At 61.9% G+C, this 17,385-nt stretch carries 11 protein-coding genes and 1 pseudogene; 7 read left to right on the top strand and 5 right to left on the bottom strand.

Annotated elements, in window-relative coordinates:
• The first annotated feature begins 537 nt into the window (after window positions 1-537).
• From P1J78_RS21530 to P1J78_RS21500, 7 genes are all read left to right on the top strand, one after another.
• Window positions 538-2,595 (top strand): Y4lR C-terminal helical domain-containing protein, encoded by a 2,058-nt coding sequence (locus P1J78_RS21530; protein ID WP_275569447.1) that lies wholly within the window; start codon window positions 538-540, stop codon window positions 2,593-2,595.
• Between the two features lie 128 nt (window positions 2,596-2,723).
• On the top strand, window positions 2,724-2,906 hold the full coding sequence (locus P1J78_RS21525) for a hypothetical protein (protein WP_275569446.1): 183 nt from the start codon (window positions 2,724-2,726) through the stop codon (window positions 2,904-2,906).
• The gene (locus tag P1J78_RS21520) at window positions 2,890-3,600 is read left to right on the top strand and encodes a hypothetical protein (protein ID WP_275569445.1); all 711 of its coding nucleotides are present in this window, start codon (window positions 2,890-2,892) and stop codon (window positions 3,598-3,600) included. The genes P1J78_RS21525 and P1J78_RS21520 overlap by 17 nt, the downstream gene beginning before the upstream one ends.
• A gap of 25 nt (window positions 3,601-3,625) precedes the next feature.
• Window positions 3,626-5,056: a helicase-related protein gene (locus P1J78_RS21515; RefSeq protein ID WP_275569444.1), complete on the top strand. Its 1,431-nt coding sequence runs from the start codon at window positions 3,626-3,628 to the stop codon at window positions 5,054-5,056.
• Window positions 5,057-5,193: 137 nt separating this feature from the next.
• The gene (locus P1J78_RS21510; protein ID WP_275569443.1) at window positions 5,194-5,859 is read left to right on the top strand and encodes a hypothetical protein; all 666 of its coding nucleotides are present in this window, start codon (window positions 5,194-5,196) and stop codon (window positions 5,857-5,859) included.
• A gap of 171 nt (window positions 5,860-6,030) precedes the next feature.
• Complete coding sequence (locus P1J78_RS21505) at window positions 6,031-6,951, top strand: metallophosphoesterase (RefSeq protein ID WP_275569442.1); 921 nt, start codon at window positions 6,031-6,033, stop codon at window positions 6,949-6,951.
• Window positions 6,944-8,713 carry an ATP-binding protein gene (locus P1J78_RS21500; RefSeq protein ID WP_275569441.1) on the top strand — a complete coding sequence of 590 codons (1,770 nt, stop codon included), beginning with the start codon at window positions 6,944-6,946 and terminating at the stop codon, window positions 8,711-8,713. Before P1J78_RS21505 ends, P1J78_RS21500 begins: the two co-directional genes overlap by 8 nt.
• An 83-nt stretch (window positions 8,714-8,796) precedes the next feature.
• Here the strand turns inward: P1J78_RS21500 and P1J78_RS21495 are convergent, their stop codons facing one another.
• From P1J78_RS21495 to P1J78_RS21475, 5 genes and pseudogenes are all read right to left on the bottom strand, one after another.
• The gene (locus P1J78_RS21495) at window positions 8,797-10,818 is read right to left on the bottom strand and encodes a UvrD-helicase domain-containing protein (protein WP_275569440.1); all 2,022 of its coding nucleotides are present in this window, start codon (window positions 10,816-10,818) and stop codon (window positions 8,797-8,799) included.
• A complete protein-coding gene (locus P1J78_RS21490; RefSeq protein ID WP_275569439.1) occupies window positions 10,815-11,162 on the bottom strand; it encodes a DUF4357 domain-containing protein in 348 nt (115 codons plus the stop codon). The genes P1J78_RS21495 and P1J78_RS21490 overlap by 4 nt, the downstream gene beginning before the upstream one ends.
• Complete coding sequence (locus P1J78_RS21485; protein ID WP_275569438.1) at window positions 11,159-14,038, bottom strand: site-specific DNA-methyltransferase; 2,880 nt, start codon at window positions 14,036-14,038, stop codon at window positions 11,159-11,161. The genes P1J78_RS21490 and P1J78_RS21485 overlap by 4 nt, the downstream gene beginning before the upstream one ends.
• Window positions 14,035-14,961 (bottom strand): hypothetical protein, encoded by a 927-nt coding sequence (locus tag P1J78_RS21480; RefSeq protein ID WP_275569437.1) that lies wholly within the window; start codon window positions 14,959-14,961, stop codon window positions 14,035-14,037. Before P1J78_RS21480 ends, P1J78_RS21485 begins: the two co-directional genes overlap by 4 nt.
• A pseudogene (locus P1J78_RS21475) lies at window positions 14,958-17,291 on the bottom strand (BPTD_3080 family restriction endonuclease); the annotation flags it as partial. The pseudogene P1J78_RS21475 and the gene P1J78_RS21480, both read right to left, overlap by 4 nt.
• Window positions 17,292-17,385 lie beyond the last annotated feature (94 nt).

Here is a 17,385-nt window from a genome sequence, read left to right as displayed (position 1 = left end):
CACCAAAAGCCGGGAAACCTTGCGAAAACGGATACTGCAAATGCAGCCAAAACCACACGTTCTCAATCGCTTGCCCATTCTTCACGTGTGACTAGCTCAAGACACCGCAATCTCTGCGTTTGGGTATCGGACAACTCGGTCACGAGGGCCAGGAAATGCCCTTCCGGCCGCACACTTTTCGCACACCTATTGATTTGAATCAGACGCTTTGAACCGCCGATATCAGTCCCTTCGGGTGTACTGCGTAGCGCCGCTTTGCGGACGTTCGACGGGGCAGAGAAAACGGAAGGGGACGGCCCAATCCTGCTATTCACCGGTGGGGCAGAATGCTGCGCCGCGGCTGGTCGAATGAGACATTCGACGCACGCGCCAAAGTCAAGCCATTCGAATTCTCACGCTCTTCGATCGAAGCCGACTTCCGGACACCACTCGCCGATGTTAGCCTGTTCTCAGAATGGTAGCTTGCTACAGCCATTGACGCGGTGGGCAAGTGCAAAAAGCGGGGTATTTGTGACTGAATTAGCCGGCACCTGTCTTATGGATCGGCCAACCACTGGTGATCCAGAAGGAACGCTGTTGTGGGCGGATCGATGGGCGGCGTCTTTTTCACATGATCCGGAAGCGGTTCTGGAACTCGTCGACACGCTGTCAGATGCTGAAATGGAGCATACCGACGATTGCCTTACCCTTATGTCGCGGATCTTGGACGAGGCGCGAATGAACCATGAGAATGAGGAGCCCGGGGCGAACGAGTTCTTCCAGACCCTTGCTGCGGGCTGGGTAGAACGGACAAAGCGAGGCGAGCTTGACGCCGAGACCTGCTTCGGACTTTGCCAGGCTTACCTCCGCGCCGGTCTCACACCCCCCAACCGGTTGCGCATGGCACCCGACGCCCTTGAGGGTCATGCGGGGGACGAGATAACCGAGCTTCCGGATGTCGCGGGCCTGGCGGAAGCGCTTGTCCCGGATGGCTCGACGCCTTTTGAGACCTATACCGGGCTCCGCGAAGTTGTGGGAGCCATGCCGGCTCAGGTGACGGCCTCATTTCTGGCGCAGATGATCGGGCAAGGCGATCAACGTATGATTGCCGCAGGGCGGTACTTTTTGCTCGATCCGGTTGCGGAGATGCGCGATGCCGCCATCGCCGGGTTCGGGCTGCTTGCGGAAAGCGCACATGTGGATGCCGCACTGCTGTCCGACCTCATCCTGATCCGCAACTGGCTGCCAGACGGCAAGGCGCTCGATACAACGATCGAGACTGCGCTGCGTCGGGAGCCATCAGGTGGAAACGTCCCGCAACCGTGGCAGCTTCATCGGGTGATGACGTCGCTTCCCGACGGCACCGGCTCGCAAAGCATAATGGGCGTCTGTAGCCGTGGAAGCACGCGCGCAGTGGCCGCAGCAATGATCAAGGAAGGCCACGGGATAAAGGACGCTTACGTCATTCCTTGTTCCAGCAGAGCTGATCAGAAATCCATCGTCGAGCGAATTGAGCAGGCGATGACGATGCATGACGTGTCGCCTTCCTACCTCGCCCCCGCCATTGGCGTCGCCCTTGGCGACGGGCTGACGCGCGGTTCGGTGGCAGCGCCGGGCTTCCTGGATGTCGCGCCGATGTTCGGCATTGGCGATGTGGCGCCACAAACCGAGGGGCTTGCAGCCCTTCTTGCGGCGGCAGATCCGGATGGAGAGCTTGCGGCTCTGTCAGATGCTCGCCGTGGCCGATTGATCGGCAAGAGCCGGGACTGGTTCTCAGAGCATGACATCTCCAGCAGCTGGTTTGTCTCTGACGCCACTCTGATGGCAGCCCTTGAAGCGGCGTCGACCGCTGCCCGCGCAAAGAAGATCGTCGCGGGGCATCTCGGGGAAAGGCGTGATCGATGGGCAAGATTCTTCGCCCGATCGGCGCTGATCCTGCGCCACGACAGCAGCGCCCGGCCTGACGCATGGAAGAGCTTTGCCGTTGTCGCCCAGGCGCTGGAGGCTGGTCGAGAGATCAAGAAAATACCGGTCTTCGAAGATATTCTCGAGCAAACGCTGGAGGTGGCAGCGGCGCGCGCAATGGGAGAACTCGACGATGAACCGGAGTGGGACAACGAAGATTACGAGCCACTTGAAATCGAGGCTGAGCGACCGGGCGAGTTGGCCAAGTTGCTCAAAGGCAGCCCGCTCAATCCGGATCAGATTGATGGCTACCTGACCGCCGTGCTGATCGCCCCGGAATTCGCATCCCCAAATGAATGGCTTACGCCGCTGATGGAGGGGATTGAGGTGAAGGGCCACGGTTCGATTCAACGCATCCTCGACATCCTGATGTTGCGTTACGACGCGCTGAACGAGGCTGTGATCCTCGGCGAAATCGGCGGAAGGGTCCGAGACCTGCCCCCGGTGCGCTTCCGTGCGTGGACCGAGGGCTTCGCGCAGGCGGTGGATGGCATCAAGGGGGCCTGGCCGAAACGCGCTCTGAGCCGGGATGACAAACAGGTCCTAAATCTGATCCGTCGCGCCGCCGTTGAGGATCTTTCGCCAACCTTGAAACCGCTCCTGCCCAGCTGGCTCCGGATGACCGCGGAAAAATGGCGAGAAGATTTGTGATATCTAAGCCGGGTCGAGATTAAATAAGTAGGGACCCTGTCGAAGGTCAACGAACTCGAGCGACTGGTATCGGTGGGCATCTCGTCATACACTCCCGGTCCACGCATCGAATTGCTTAAGGAGCCCGAATGACAGTCGTAAACGACTTGCAGGACTACTGGACCCTGGTTTCGGCGCACCGCCGGCGCGGCGACGAGCAAGCCCTTGACTGTTTGTTCCTGATGGCAGACGAGGCCTCGCGCGAAGGCCAGTTGGCCGCGCTTTACGTTGCTGCTAACGGCCCAGAGGAAACCGATGTCGCAGGAGGTTGAGCACTACGGGCTTCACTGGGATGGATCTGTAGCTTGGCTCATTCAGGGGCGCTCTGGAACCAACTTCGTAGGGTTAAAGGCTAAGGTGCCGTTCAGGGCCCGGGGTGGGATGTGCAATCATCTCGTACCGGCTGCGGCGCCGATCCCTGACCGCGTACACTGGGAGAACTGGACGAAGATCAGTGATGATCCTCTCGTTCGGGCCATGATGCCGGTCCCCCATCCCTCAGGCCAGAACATCTTCTTCGTGGAGGACCCAGACGACGATCTGCGCCTCTACCTGACGACGCTTTCTCGCATGAGCTCGCCGATCAAAAGGGTCGTCAAGCCGATCTGGATGACGGAACCAGCAGAACTCCAGAAGGAACTGACGAGAACCAATGTCCAGCCGCTCGCCCTAGTCCAGGCCACGACCAAGGAGCAGAAGGTTGTCGACACTCTGGGCCAGATGGCGGAGTACATCCCTCGAACGGTCATCATCACCGGTCAGCCTGGGATGGTTATTCGGCCTCCAGTCCAGAAGATCGAGACGAACATCCGGGACTTCTCGCTCGAAGACCTCTTGATGCTTCCTTTCGAGAACCTCGGGGCTCTGCTCCTGAGGAGATATTCCCGTCGTGAGGACCTGGATGCTCCGCTGGAAAGTCGTGAAGAGAGAAGGCAGCGCATGATCAAAGAGCGCTCGAAGAAGTAACCCCTTATCTATCCGAGAGGATATTATGGAGCTGAGAGACTACCAGGTCGTTGACCTGACGTTCTACTATTCGCGTGCCCGATGCGGAAACTTTTCCGACCCCGGCACCGGCAAGACTGCCCCCACCTGCGTCTACATCTACTATCGCTGGAAAGAGGACGGCGTCCGGACGATCTGGACGATGCCGAAGTCGCTCCTGACGAAGAACCGGAACGAGCTCCTGGACTGGTCCGAGTTCGCACCCGAGGACGTGGTGATCGTCGACGGCACCCCGGCCAAGCGTAAGAAGCTCATGGAGAGCGACGGCAAATGCTTCCTGATGGGCTTCGACTGCTTCGCTCGAGAGTGGCACTACCTCGTCGAGTGCCATCCTGAAATCGACATGCTGGTCGGCGACGAGTGGCACCTGGGCTTCAAGAGCGACGGCTCGAACCGGACCCAGAGCCTCTACACCTTCATGCAGCGCACGACCTATCTCGTGGCCATGACCGGGACGATCATCGACGGGCGCCTGGATTCGGCCTACCCGCTGATCGAGCTCTGCGAGCCGGGCAATTACATCGGCGGCCACGACGGCTTCCTGATGGCGCACGCGATCGAGGACAGCTACGGCCGTGTCGTCGCCTGGCGCGACCCGCAGCGGGTCGGCAAGATCTTCGGCCGGATGGCGATCCGACACACGTTCGAGGAAGCCTACGGCCCCGAGGCGAAGATCATCCAGCACGAGACCTGCGAGATGGAGCCGCGGCAGCGCGATTGGTACGACGAATTCGAGGAGGAAGCGATCCTCGAGCTCGAGGACAGCTGGCTTGACGGCACGATGCCAGGCGTGAACCTGATCCGGTGCCGGCAGCTGATGGAGCACCCGCAGGAGTTCGGCCCACCGCTCGACACCATCAAGGAGACGGGCAAGGAGGAGCGCCTGCGCATCCACCTCGAGGACCACAAGCGCACTGGCAAACCACTGGTCATCTTCTCCGCGCTCACCGCGCAGCACGACCGGGTGGCCGAGATGTGCGAGAAGATGGGCTTCAAGGTCGGCGTGATCGACGGCCGCATCTCCGCAGCACGCCGCGCGCAGATCGACGAACAGTTCCAGGATGGCGAGATCGATATCGTCATCGCTTCCGCGGCCACGGCCGGCATCGGCTACAACTGGGGCCACGTCGACCAGATCGTCTTCATGAGCCTCGACTACATGGACAGCAACTTCGTCCAGGCCTACCGGCGCGCCGTCCGCGGCAAACGGGAGACGCCGGTGCTGATCACCGTGATGGAATACGAGAACAGCGTGGACCAGAAGATCTTCGAGATCGTCGAGAGGAAGTCGAAGCTGGCCAGCGATGTCGATCCCTCGAAGGAGCGGATAAAGTTCAAGACAAGACAGAAGGAGTCAGAGACCACACCAGCCCCGACATTAAAGATGGCTGATTTCATTTACGGCAATAGCGGCTGATCTCAATTCAAAATCGACCAAAAGTCGCCCATCGGTCGTCAGGCCGGTGATCCTCCCTGTCAGGTGCGGGGGAGGGCGGCAACGCTCCCCCGCGTCCTAAGGGATGCAACTGTAACTGTGACTACGAGCACATCCTCATGGATATCAACGAAGCGGTCAAGCAAGCCCAGTCCAACGCCGAGAAGATGCCGGCCGATGACCAGCCCCAAGGGGGCGAACTGATCGAGGGCCACGTCGGCACGGGTGGTCAGGTGACCACCTTCCAGAAGCCCTCGATGGCGACGGCCCTGGCGCAGACCAGCGTCATCCCGAATGCGGTTCCCTTCCTGAAGGTCGACGAGTTCGGCCTGCGGTTCGGCAAGACGCGCAAGCACTACACCGAGCCGTTCAAGGCCCAGATCGACATGACCGAGGACAAGGGCTTCGCGCTGAAGCACACGCTTCGGTTCGGCAACCCGGCCACCTATCTCTCGACCTACGACGGCGTGAGCTGCGACAAGGGCGGCAGCTGGCACGACGCTCTCGTCCGGGCCCGCGGCGCTGGCGGTGGCGAGCCCTACATGTCGGTCGACGTCCTGATCCATCTGGCGGAAGACATCGTCATCGACAAGGACAACAAGTTCGAGGCCGGCTCGCGGATCGCGTTCAACTCGTCGAAGACCAACTTCTCGGAGTGGACGGACTTCTACCAGGCCTGTGCCGAGGCCGACAAGCTGAACCAGATGGTCGACGTGGAGATCCACTTCGACGACATCCACCACAACGGCAACGACTGGGGTGTGGTGACCTTCAAGCTGCCGTAACCACGGCAGGCTGGGCCCTTTTCTTCACTCACACTGATCGTTTCGTTTACCGGGCCGTGGTTTCACGCAGCCCGATGACCAGAGCTTGCATCACGAGGTTCGGCTCATCGAGGCGACACGGCTCCCACAACAAAACCTCCGCATCAGTTCCAGCGTTTTGGAGAGTTCCTAATGGATGATGTCACGACCCTTGGCGACCCGCATCTCGGCCGCAAGTTCAAGACCGGTGTCCCGCTGCACCGCGTCGGCGAGCGCGAGGAGATGCAGTGGCGCGACTTCTGCGAGTCCCTGACCGAGGTCGATACGCAGTTCCATGTCAACATGGGCGATCTGTTCGATACCCGGATCGTGAGCCCGGAGATCGTGCTCGCCGCGGCGAACGCCTACATCCAGGCCGCTGAGCTGAACCCGGCCACGACCTACGTGGTCTTGATTGGCAACCACGACATGTCACGCGATGCTGACCGCGCTTCGTCCTTCGATCTGTTCGAGGCGCTGGTCTCCCGCATTTCGAACATCATCGTCGTGCGTGATCGACCGCGTGTCCTGAACAGATACGGCTTCGTCCCCTACAGCCTGTTCCAGCCGACCGAGGAGCTGGTGGCCGAGCTGCCCGACCAGCTGGATGCTGTGTTCGGTCACTGGGACATCGTCGACCATGGCGGTCACAACGTCATCCCGACGAAGCTCCTGGCCGCGAAGAACATCACCACGGCTGTCTCCGGCCATGACCACCTGCCGCGGCAGGAGAAGCGCCATGGGGTCGACATCACGGTGACGGGTTCGATGCAGCCCTACACCCACGCCGAGGACGACACTGGCTGGCTGTACGTCACGACGACGCTGGACGAGCTCGAGAAGTTCGACACCACGAACCTGAACGTCCGCGTCCTGCTCAAGGAAGGCGAGACGCTGCCTGAGAACGTCGACTGTCTCTCGCTCACCGCCAAGCGGGTGACCGACGAAGACGAAGACGGCGTCGAGATCGACACATCCGAGTTCGAGAGCCTCGATCTGCGCAGCCTCCTCGGCGGCGCGCTCGAGGGGCTGAGCTGCAAGGACCGTCTGCTGGAGGAGTTCTCCAATGCTTAAGCGGCTGTACCTCGACAACTGCTTCACCCACCACGATCGTACCTTCGACTTCTCGCGGGGCGTCACTGGCATCATCGGCCCGAACGAGAGCGGCAAGTCGCTGATCGTCGAGATGATCCGCTACGCGCTGTTCGGTTCGAAGGCGCTCCGCGGTGAGGCGGCCGACTACAAGAAGCTGCACGTCGAGCTCGATTTCGACGTCAACGGCTCCTCGTACAGCGTCGTTCGCAAGGCGGCCAAAGCCACTCTGACGCGGGACGGCGCTGATCTCGCCTCCGGGACCAAGCCGGTGAATGAGGCGATCCAGAACGCACTCGGGTACGACCTGACCGTGTTCGACGTGGCGAATGCCTGCAACCAGGGCAACGTGGAAGCCCTGTCGGACATGACCCCGTCGGCGCGCAAGGCGATGGTGGATCGCACCGTCGGCCTGGACACGCTCGACAGCCTGATCTCTCTGGCCGGCACCGAAGGCAACGCCCTGAAGCGTGAGGCTGAGGCCGTCAGCCGCTCCCTGGTAGAGCCGGTCGAACCGGAACAGCCGGAAGGCTACGTCTCCAGCGAGGAGCTGGAGCCGAAGCGGCAGGATGCCCAGGCCCGGGTGGGGGAACAAAACCAGCTCCGCGGCTTCCTGGCACAGGCGCCGGAAGCGCCGGTCGAGCCCGAACCCTGTACTGTCGAGCAGAGCCTCGAGGACCTGGAACAGGTTCAGGAGTACCGGAAGACCGTCGAGCGTAACCTGGCCAAGCTGCGCGCTGACCTGCGGGGTCTCGAACCCGAAGAGTACTCGTCTGAAGAGCTCGACGCCCTCGAGACGCAATGGGATGCCGTTGAGGCTTGGAAGCAGAAGCAGAAGCTGCTGGCTCGGGGCTACCACGAGTGCCCGAAGTGCGAGCACCAGTGGCCGGTGGCCGACCTTGGTGACCTCGAGAACGTGGCCGAGACCGAGCCGCCGGCGATCAGCCGCCAGGAGATCACGGAGCACCGCCGTCGCCTCGGTAACGACGAGAAGATCGCTGGTCTGAAGCAGGCGATCTCGGAGGCCGAGGCCACGCTGGACGAGCTGCCGGATGTCACGGAGCAGATCAAACAGGTGGAGGCCTACCAGGCGGCGCTGGCCGCGTACCAGCGCCAGAAGGAGGCCTACGACCAGTACAACGCTCAGCTGGCCGAGAAGCAGGCCCGGTTCGAGGAGCTCGAGGGCTCAGCCGAGGAGCTGGAGCAGCTCACCGCGCAGCTCCAGCTGGCTCGCGACTACGAGCGGGATCTGGATCGCTACAAGCGGGACAGCTCCGTCTACGAGCAGAAGATGGAGGAGGTCGCGGACCTACAGCAGCGGTCGGAGGACTTCCTGAAGGCTCGCGAGATCATCAAGGAGCTGAAGGTCCAGGTGAAGACCGTCCTGCTGCCGTCGCTGAACAAGATGGCCTCTTTCCTCCTCGGCCAGATGACGGGCGGTGAACGATCTATGATCGAGGTCAGCGAGGACTTCGAGATCATGGTCGATGGCCAGAAGATCAACACGCTCTCCGGCAGCGGGAAGGCCGTGGCGAACCTCTCCGTCCGGATCGCTCTCGGTCAGATCCTCACCAACAAGGTCTTCTCGGTCTTCCTGGCCGACGAAGTCGACGCCGCCATGGACGACGACCGGGCCGAATACACGGCGCAAGCCCTCCGTCGTCTGACAGACCAGGTCTCGCAGGTGGTCCTGGTCACCCACAAGCACACAAGAGCCGAGGAAATAATCGAGCTAAGAAAATAGCCAAAAGAGCAGCGCGACCGCAGTCAATGAGAGCACATTTTCCGGATATGCGCCTGCCTTAGGAAATTTCCAGGCCGCTGGTTCTAAACGAGGTCTTCAAGGAATTCAGACACGCGGCCTGCGCCCGAGACCCACAAACGCTCCCTTGCGCGGGTGGTAGCGACATAAAGAAGATGGCGTTCCGTTGCCATGATTTCCTCGATCATCGCCTCATCGCGCGCTTCGAGAAGGCGGTCCTCTTTGGGTATCACATCTTCGTCGCATGCCATGACTGCGACAGCACGATACTCGGCCCCCTTCGCTTCGTGCATGACACGGACCTCCGGTACAGCATCGCGGCCGGTCAGCGATCGGAAGGTGTCCTCGACAGCCTTGGCACGAGGAATCTCGTCCTCACTGCGAACCAAGAGCGCAATCTCCGTCCCTCTGACACCCTCCTCACCCAAGCCGGCAAGCCAAGCGGCAACAGCTTTGATCTCTGAATCAGCATCGGGGAATTCGGCGATATCGGGCGCCGGGCCGTCAAACAGTGACACGACGCCGGTGCGCCGATCCTCGTTGCCGTCTGTCTCGGTCAAGCTAGGGGGCAGCAGTCGGTCGGACTGGCTACGAATCTGCTGCGACGTGCGGTAGTTGACCTTCAGGCTGCGCGAGCGTCCCCGCACATCTACTCCGGCGGCCTTCCAGGGGAATGGCGCGCGGAAAATCCGCTGGCCGATGTCACCAGCGAAAAATAGGCCGTTCGGCCGATCTCCAGCGATGGCGGCCAGAAAATGCAGTTCCGGCACAGAAATGTCCTGTGCCTCGTCCACAACCGCATGGGTAAACGGTCGTGTCGCACCTCCACGATAATGCACCGCGAGAGCGTGGAGCATCTGGGCGCGGGTTCGCTTGCCCTGTCGCTCCAGCGAGGCGCGCGCATCGGCGAAGACGTCCCACAGCGCATCCCGGCGCGACGCCGCCATGCGCGTGAGCCGGCCCAGGCGCGGCAGGTCTCGGTATGCATCGCGATCGGCCACCGCCCAGGCATCCACAACGAGACGCCATTCGTCCCGCAGGAAGCCAGGCTCCACGCTCACATCTGCCGCTGCGGCGGCGTCGACCAGTGCCTCGCCGACATCATCGGGTGTCGCCTCTTCGACCGAGCCAAAGGCTTCGATGTAGAGATCGTGCGCCAGAGGCCCCAGTGCACGGGTCGTGACGCGGTCTCGAACCGTCTGGTCGGGCAGCAACATGTGCAGCTTCGCCGAAAGGCCATCTGCCAGCCGCCGGTTGAAGGTGGTGAGCAAGATGCGCGCCTCGGCATCCTCGCGGGCCAAACGGGCCGCCCGGTGCAGGGCGACAACCGTCTTGCCGGTCCCAGCCGAGCCGATCACTCGGGCCGGGCCATTGAAGTCCCGGTCCACGAATTCCTTCTGCGCCGGGTGCAGCCAGACGGCCCATCTCTCCCAAGGCGCCTCGAGAGCGGCGGCAAGATCGGCTTCCGTAGTCGTGAGGCGGAAGCGACGCGCAGCATCGGGGTGTTCGTATGGGTCTTCGGCGTGCGGCGCAGGGACCGGTCGTTCTCCCGTTGCCGCCTGCAACAGTGCCTCGCCAGCCTCCGTCGGGAGGTGGCCGGCAATATCCAGCACCGTGTCCTCGGTGGCATCGCGCACCGTGTCCAGCCAGTCCTCCGGCACGCCCCATGACAGCAGCGTGTCGTCGTCCTCGTCGGCGAAAAGACGGGGCTTCTTCACGGCCTCCTCGACGTAGCGCTGGATGATCACGTCTTCGACGGTCTCGCGGATTTCTACGATCTGCGCCGCACCTGTCCTTGGGTGGACGTCGATCCGGCGTCGCTCGGCCCAGCGATAGGCGTCGTCATGGTGACCGACCCAGGCGAGCAGCGTGGCCCCGTCCTTCTTGTGCAGGACAAGCCGGACGTCGCGGTTCACCCGCGCGGTCCAGAAATGCGGGTCCTTTGCCCGGTCGACCCGGTGCATCTGGAGGCCGGGGTGGTCTGGGTTCATCTGCGCGTCAAAGGCCGTGGTCTTCGCGACCTTCTGTTCCTGGCCGGACAGCTTGGTCAGCGCGTCAGAGAAAGTGTCGGCGATGCGGAAGGTCATGGAATGGCCGCGAGATCCTCCTTCAAAGATCTGCCTGTGGTCGTGTTTTTCCAGTATTGCGGAGCACTGAGATTGCCGTCGTTGACGACATCTACGGCAGCCGATGCGTTCGAGAATTCGTGGTCCTGCTGGAAGACCCACAGACTTGAGTTTCGAGGATCGGGCGCGAGAATGCCCTTGCGGACCAATTCGTCCGTAAGCCAGTTCTTCCGCTTCACATTGGGGGATCCGTTCTTCACAGCGGTCGAACCCGCTTTGACGACGAATTTCGGTCGGCTGCCTGTTGTCGATGGATAGCCATAAGCCACGGCCAACTGCCGCTCCAAAACGTATTCCATGCTCATATTCCGATCACCTTCATCACCTCGTCCCCGAGGTGGTTGATCACCTTCACCGCGATCCGTCCCGAATTCGGCCGAGCGAAGACCCGGGATTCCGTCCGCTTCAGGCTCTCCCAGGCATCCTCGTCGACTTCGGCCTTCAGCGTCGTCTTGAGCTGCTTGTAGGGAATCTCCGCCCCCGGGAAATAGGCGTGGCGGACGAAGAAGCTCTGCTCGTCGTAGTCGGTGTCGATGAACCAGCAGGCAATGTCCTCGGGGTCCGAGGACGACACCTCGCCCGTGGCGGGGCGGAAGATGTCGACGCCCAGAAGGCGCACGCGCAGGCGGTCGCCCTCTTCGACGATCTCGATGTCGGGCTCGCCGAAGACCACAAAGAGGTTGCCGCCGCCCGCCTTCAGGTCGCCCGACATGTGCAGGTCGGCGTTCATCCGGGCTTGCAGGACGGTGATGCGCCCCAGCTTTTGGAACTCGGCCGTGTGGGCGTCGAAGTTGAAGGCGCAGGCGATCACCAGGTCGAAACCTGCATCCGCGGCCTCACGCGCGGCGGCAACGAGGTCGGCGCGCTGAAGGGTGCCGTATTCGGGGCCGATGAGGATGCCGGCGCGGCGCTCGGTCTCGCCCTCCATGTAGCGGCCCTCGGCGGCGAGCCATTCGCCGGGCCAGGCCGACAGCGAGGTGAAGTCGATCCGATCCTCGCGCCCGGCCTGCTGCACTCCGGCCTTGGCGAGGTTTTCCAGGATCGCGGTGCGGTAGTTCTCGGCCTCCTGCTCCCCTGCCCCGCGGCGCCCAGCGGCGGCGTCGGCCTCGTCGATCAGCTCGCCATGTTCGTTGACCGCCTGCGTGCGGTGGGGCGAGAGGCTTTCGACGGTGAAGGGGCCTGCGACGCGGACGCGCTTCTTGTCTTCATAGGGCTTGTCGTAGAGGTATTCGTGATCGGCCTTGGCGGCGATGCTGGCGTCGATCTCTTTCTGGCGGGCGATGCGGGCCTCCCAGAAGGCGTGCAGCGCTGCCTTGGCCGTGTCGGGCCAGCCGTCGGGGGCCTCGCGCGGGATCTCCCACTCCATGAAGCCGTTCGCCGGGGCCATCTCTCCGCTGGGCAGTTCGACCTCGCCGGACGCGGTGAAGTCGATCTTCTTGCCCTTGCGACCGCCAGTCTCGACCTGGAAGGGCACGGGGTGGTTCTGCAGGGCGGCGTTGAGCGCGGCACGGGCCTCTTCGACTGCGGGCTGCATCTGCTCCCAGATCGTGTCGATCTCGGTGTTGTTGGCGATACTTTTCAGCGTGATGTGCGGCACGTGCTGGTAGACGAAGCCGTGGCGGATGTCGTTGTAGGTGTCGACCGTCGAGGGGGCGGAGCGGGTGAGTTCGGCCTCCTTCTTCTGCCCCTCGGCGGAGTCCTTGAGCAGGTACCAGGGGTATTTCGCCCCCATGATCCGCGCGCGGGCCAGCGCCAGCGCCACGCGGGAGGTATCGATGGTGATCCAGCGCCGCCCCCACTGCTCGGCGACATGGGCGGTACTCCCGGACCCGCACGTGGGATCGAGCACGAGGTCCCCGGGATCGGTGGTCATGAGGAGGCAGCGCTGAACGGCGAGTATGGAAGTTTGAACGACATAGACCGGGAATTTCTCCCCGTGCATGTCGGTCCAGATGTTGGACATCGCAACTTGATTCCAGTCATCCCAGAAGGCCACGCCACCAAGTGACTTGCCGCCGCCGTCGAAAATTCGACCTGATCTTTCGATCCTTGGTAGCCATTCTTCGATGCTGAAGCGCCATTGCTTGTTTGTACCGCATATCTTGCTTGAACCTTGGAAATTGTAGTTGCCGCTTCGTGTCTCGCTCGGGTGTTGACTGACAATAGGATAGTTGACCCGCGCCCATCGGCCACCTGTTTCAATGAGGTTATCGATTTCTGATTGTTTCAGCCGCGATACGTTGTTCAGCACCATTGGTTCAGTGATGACTGTATTGAACTTGCTCTCGCCTTCTGGGTCTTTCCGCTCATCGAACAACGGCCGGACTTTGAGCTTTTCCCGATTCTTGCAATACCAGATTATTTCGTCGAAGACGCTCTCTGTGACGTAGGTGGCGCTCTTCTTTTTGAAGATAATCGTGTTGACGAAATTCTCCTCGCCAAACACCTCATCCATCAGCGCCCGCACCCGGTGGACGTTCTCGTCGCCGATCTGAACGAAGCACGACCCGCTCTCGGTCAGCAGCTCCCGCGCCACGACCAGACGGTCGCGCAGGTATTGCAGGTAGGAATGGATGCCGTCGCGCCAGGTGTCGCGAAAGGCCTTCACCTGCTCGGGCTCGCGGGTCAGATGCTCCAGCTTGCCGTCTTTCACATCGCGCGAGGTGGTGGACCACTGGAAGTTGGAGTTGAACTTGATGCCATAAGGCGGGTCGATATAGATCGCCTGCACCTGCCCCTTGAGCCCCTCGCGCTCGGCCAGGCTCGCCATCACCTGCAACCCGTCGCCCAGGATCATCCGGTTCGACCACTTGCGGTGGTGTCGGTAGAACTCGATCTCCGCCTCGCGGTCGTCATCGGTGATGCCGAAATGGTCGAAGAGGTCCACGCCGCCGCCCTCACCGTTGCGTTTGCCCCCTGCCCTCAGATCCTCGATGATCGCCTTGGGGTGAACCTGTTCCTGCAGGTAGATCGGCGGCACATCGACTGTGATCTCGGTCTGGTCGATGTCCTTGCCGCGCCAGATCAGCTGCGGATCGAGATCCGGGTTGCGCTGCTTGTAGGCGACCTTGATCGGCCGGGCATCGTCCGGATCCATCATCGGCGCGAGTTCCGGCGTGGGGATGTTCACGCGTTGGTCGTCGTGGGTGATGGGGTCGATGGGGGTTTTCTTGTCGGTCATTTTTCGGCCTCTGCGATCCGTGCCATTGCAGCCTGAAAGGCCTTGCGTTTGTTTTCGAACCAGTCGATCAAGGCGTTCCTCTGTTTCGGATCGTGATAGTTCAAATCGGTTTCAGCTCCGAGAAAGCCATGTCGGCCGCCGGGGAAGAGGGCGCCCAACTCGTTTTCGAGGCGTTCTGCGTAGGGTTCGAGTATCGCGGCCAGCGGCTCCCAAGGTTCACCCCGTGCACCGCGCAGGAAAACCCCGCTCTTGTTCTGTCCGATCCAGATCGAGAGCATCGCTGGTTCGCCCAGGCCGTCGATCGCCATCCAGGTCGAAGAGGCGCGGCAGGGTTTCAGGCCCCAGTCGGCAGCTTCGGGATGCTTTTCGAGATAGGCGCTCCAGAATGCCTCACGACGTTCACCCAGATCGCTGTCTTGCTTTACTTCACGGGACTTCCGGGTGAGGCGGCGATCCCAGTCGTTCGGTTTCTCGACCACTTCGAAGATAGGCGCAAAGGGGCTGTCTCCGATCCGGACGACACGCGTCTTGATGGCGAAGAAGGAGAACCCGTCGGCGGTGTGTTCGTTGAGCCAGCGGATGGCGGATAGATGCGGCTCGCGGAAGGCGGGGGCGATCCAGACGACGGTGTGCGCCTCTAGTCCGGCGAGATAGGTCATGATCTGGCCCAGATGAGTGTGATCGGTCGTCTCCAACTGGTTCTCAATCAGCACCACGCTGTCGTCCATCGGGTTGCGGGCGAGGATGTCGGCAGTGAAGCTCTCGACCGCAACCTCGGTCCCGGTGAGCTCGAGCGGGATGCCGATGACCTCGGACAGGTGCTCGATGTTCTCCGCCAACCAGGGGGTGAACTGGAGAGCTTCATGCTTCCAGGCCTCGCGCAGGGGAAGATCTTCGAGGCGGCCGAACTTGATGTCCGTCATGCAGGCTCTCCGACGGTCTGTCCAATCAGCCGGTCGAGATCTTCGGCGTAGCGGTAGGGGTCGAGGAGTTCGGCATAGGCCCAGCGGCCGTAGCGGCCAAGCGTGTTGACGCTTGGCACCCACTGGTGGCGCGTGGTCTCAGCCTTCAGCCGGTCCTTGGCATCGCGGAAGCCCTTTGCCTCGATGATCAGGGTGGTGGGTTCGGGCGTGTCCAGCGCGATCAGGAAATCGGGTCGGTAATGTTTGGGTTCGCCCTCTACGAGATAGGGAATTTCGAAGCCAAGATTGTGATTCTTGACGTAGGCGCGGGTCATCGGATGGTCCTCGATCACCTTCGCGAGCTTCGCCTCCCAGTCACTGTCGGTAACGATCCAGTTGATGTGCGACCGGTCAGGACGTGGCCAGAACCGCGTGGCCTTAGAGGTGTTGAAGGACACGTCCATGGTCGACCTGGTGGGGCTGTAGGGCTCCAGAACGGCACGAATGACGGCATCGCCCTCGCGACCGACCGTGAGGGCGTGAAGGATCGTATCGCAGACCTCGTCGGCGATCTGCTTGTAGGTCAGCTGCGCCTTCTGCGTGCCGCCCGTGAGGATCAGGCGGTCACTGTCGAGCCACTGGCGCACGATGCGTTTGGCGCGCGGGAAGAGGTGGGTCTTCGGTGCCTCGCCCGCGTCGCGGAGCTTGTGCATGACCAGGTGCGAGGCGATCTTGGTCGCGATCTCGGACGGTCGCATCTGGCCAAGATGCTCGAGCGTGATGTGGGCTGGTTCCCCGACGATGCCCTGCATGGTGACCTCGGTCGCTCCGGCCTTGGCCGGGGTCAGCTCGTAGGGTTCGACCTTGGAGAAATCGACGGCAAGCGTGTCGTTCGGCAGGTCCGTTCGGTAACCCTGGACCCGTGGGAAAACGATCTCGAGGTGGTCGCGCTCCGGCGAGACGGCACGAACCTGCACGACCTCGCGCGGCGGCGTGGGCGGCGCGACGCGAGGGCCGTCAGAGAAGTTGAGCCCGTCGATGCCCATGATGTCGGCGTATTCGGTGGTGAAGAGCCCCTCTTCGTTCACGTCGTAGGACAGGCGACGCAGGGCACGACCGACGACCTGTTCGCAGATAAGCCGCGTGCCGAAAGCTCGCAGGCCCAGAATGTGGGTGACGTTGTTGGCGTCCCAGCCTTCGGTCAACATGGAGACGGACACAACGCAGCGCACCTGTTCGCCGAGCTTCCCTTTCTTGCCGACGGTGTTCATCACCTCGCGCAGGATTTCGGACTCGTCGATCTGGTCCAGGCCTTCGCCGCGCGCGGCCTTTTCGCGGCGAAAGGCCTCAATCTCGGCGGCATGGGCCTCGCGGAAGCCCTTGTCGACCTCGCCGCCGGATTCGATGGCGGAGCTATCGATCAGGATCGTGCGCGGCCGGTCGAGGCGCTCGCCGCCGTCGGCGTAGTTACGAAAGAGCGAACAGCGACCCTGAACGGTGTCGATGACTCCGTTCTCGTCCTCACGTTCGAACCCTGCAATGTAGTCACGGACGAGTTCTGAATTTGTGGTGTTGTTGCAGACCACGATGAAAACCGGAGGAATGCCGACCTCCGCCTTTTCCCATTCTCGGTAGGTCTTCTCGTAGTGGCCGTAAAGCGCGTCGATGGCGGTCTGTAGTTCCAGCGGCAGCTTAAGAGGGTCAGGCTTCTTTTCGCCGCGCGCCTTCTTCGGCATCTTTTTCCCGATGGCCTTCCAGAGGTTGCGATAGAGTGGTTCTGGCTGACCTGCGACGTTGTCGGCGACCGGGACACGAGGCAGCTTCACGATCCCGCATTCGATGGCGTCCATGAGAGAAAAGTCGCTGGCAACCCAGGGAAAGAGCGTGCCCTCCACCCACCCGGAACCGGAAAGAAAAAAGGGTGTCGCGGATAGATCATAGACAGTCCGGATACCCAGATGGCGCTTGGCCGCCTCGAGGCCGGAGATCCAGAGCCTTGCAGCTTCGCTGTTCTCTTCTGCCTCTTTCTTCGCATCGCCGGTCAACTTCTCCTGCTCCGCGTCAGGACGTTCCCGATAGCAGTGATGCGCCTCGTCATTGATCACTGTGATCGGCCCGCAGGACATCAGTTCGGGCATCACGCGGGCAAGCATCTGTCCTTCGGTCTCGAGCGTCTGCGGCCCGTCGCCGTGTCCGGACAGCGCCGCCCGCGTGCCCTTGGCCAGGACCACCTTCTCCCGGAGTTTGAATGCATGATAGTTGGTGATGACGATCTTGGCAGTCTGCATGTCCGTCATCAGATCGGACGGGACAAGGTTCAGCCTGCCATAGTAATTGTCCGGCTCTGAGGGCTTAACAGGCTGCTGAAGAAGTCGGGTTGGAAGGACGTTATTCCTGTCGCCGGGGCTGGAAGGCGGGTCGCTCGCAGATGCGAACGTCGGGTCC

It is taken from the genome of Psychromarinibacter sediminicola, assembly GCF_029168335.1.
In the GTDB taxonomy this organism is placed as follows: domain Bacteria; phylum Pseudomonadota; class Alphaproteobacteria; order Rhodobacterales; family Rhodobacteraceae; genus Psychromarinibacter; species Psychromarinibacter sediminicola.
This window is presented reverse-complemented; position numbering and strand designations above follow the sequence as displayed.

What these genes read in the sequence shown, in the direction of transcription:
- P1J78_RS21480 (WP_275569437.1), bottom strand. Translation starts at nt 14,961, where the DNA reads ATGACGGACATCAAGTTCGGCCGCCTCGAAGATCTTCCCCTGCGCGAG.
- P1J78_RS21490 (WP_275569439.1), bottom strand. Translation starts at nt 11,162, where the DNA reads ATGAGCATGGAATACGTTTTGGAGCGGCAGTTGGCCGTGGCTTATGGC.
- P1J78_RS21500 (WP_275569441.1), top strand. Translation starts at nt 6,944, where the DNA reads ATGCTTAAGCGGCTGTACCTCGACAACTGCTTCACCCACCACGATCGT.
- P1J78_RS21520 (WP_275569445.1), top strand. Translation starts at nt 2,890, where the DNA reads ATGTCGCAGGAGGTTGAGCACTACGGGCTTCACTGGGATGGATCTGTA.
- P1J78_RS21510 (WP_275569443.1), top strand. Translation starts at nt 5,194, where the DNA reads ATGGATATCAACGAAGCGGTCAAGCAAGCCCAGTCCAACGCCGAGAAG.
- P1J78_RS21505 (WP_275569442.1), top strand. Translation starts at nt 6,031, where the DNA reads ATGGATGATGTCACGACCCTTGGCGACCCGCATCTCGGCCGCAAGTTC.
- P1J78_RS21485 (WP_275569438.1), bottom strand. Translation starts at nt 14,038, where the DNA reads ATGACCGACAAGAAAACCCCCATCGACCCCATCACCCACGACGACCAA.
- P1J78_RS21495 (WP_275569440.1), bottom strand. Translation starts at nt 10,818, where the DNA reads ATGACCTTCCGCATCGCCGACACTTTCTCTGACGCGCTGACCAAGCTG.
- P1J78_RS21525 (WP_275569446.1), top strand. Translation starts at nt 2,724, where the DNA reads ATGACAGTCGTAAACGACTTGCAGGACTACTGGACCCTGGTTTCGGCG.
- P1J78_RS21515 (WP_275569444.1), top strand. Translation starts at nt 3,626, where the DNA reads ATGGAGCTGAGAGACTACCAGGTCGTTGACCTGACGTTCTACTATTCG.
- P1J78_RS21530 (WP_275569447.1), top strand. Translation starts at nt 538, where the DNA reads ATGGATCGGCCAACCACTGGTGATCCAGAAGGAACGCTGTTGTGGGCG.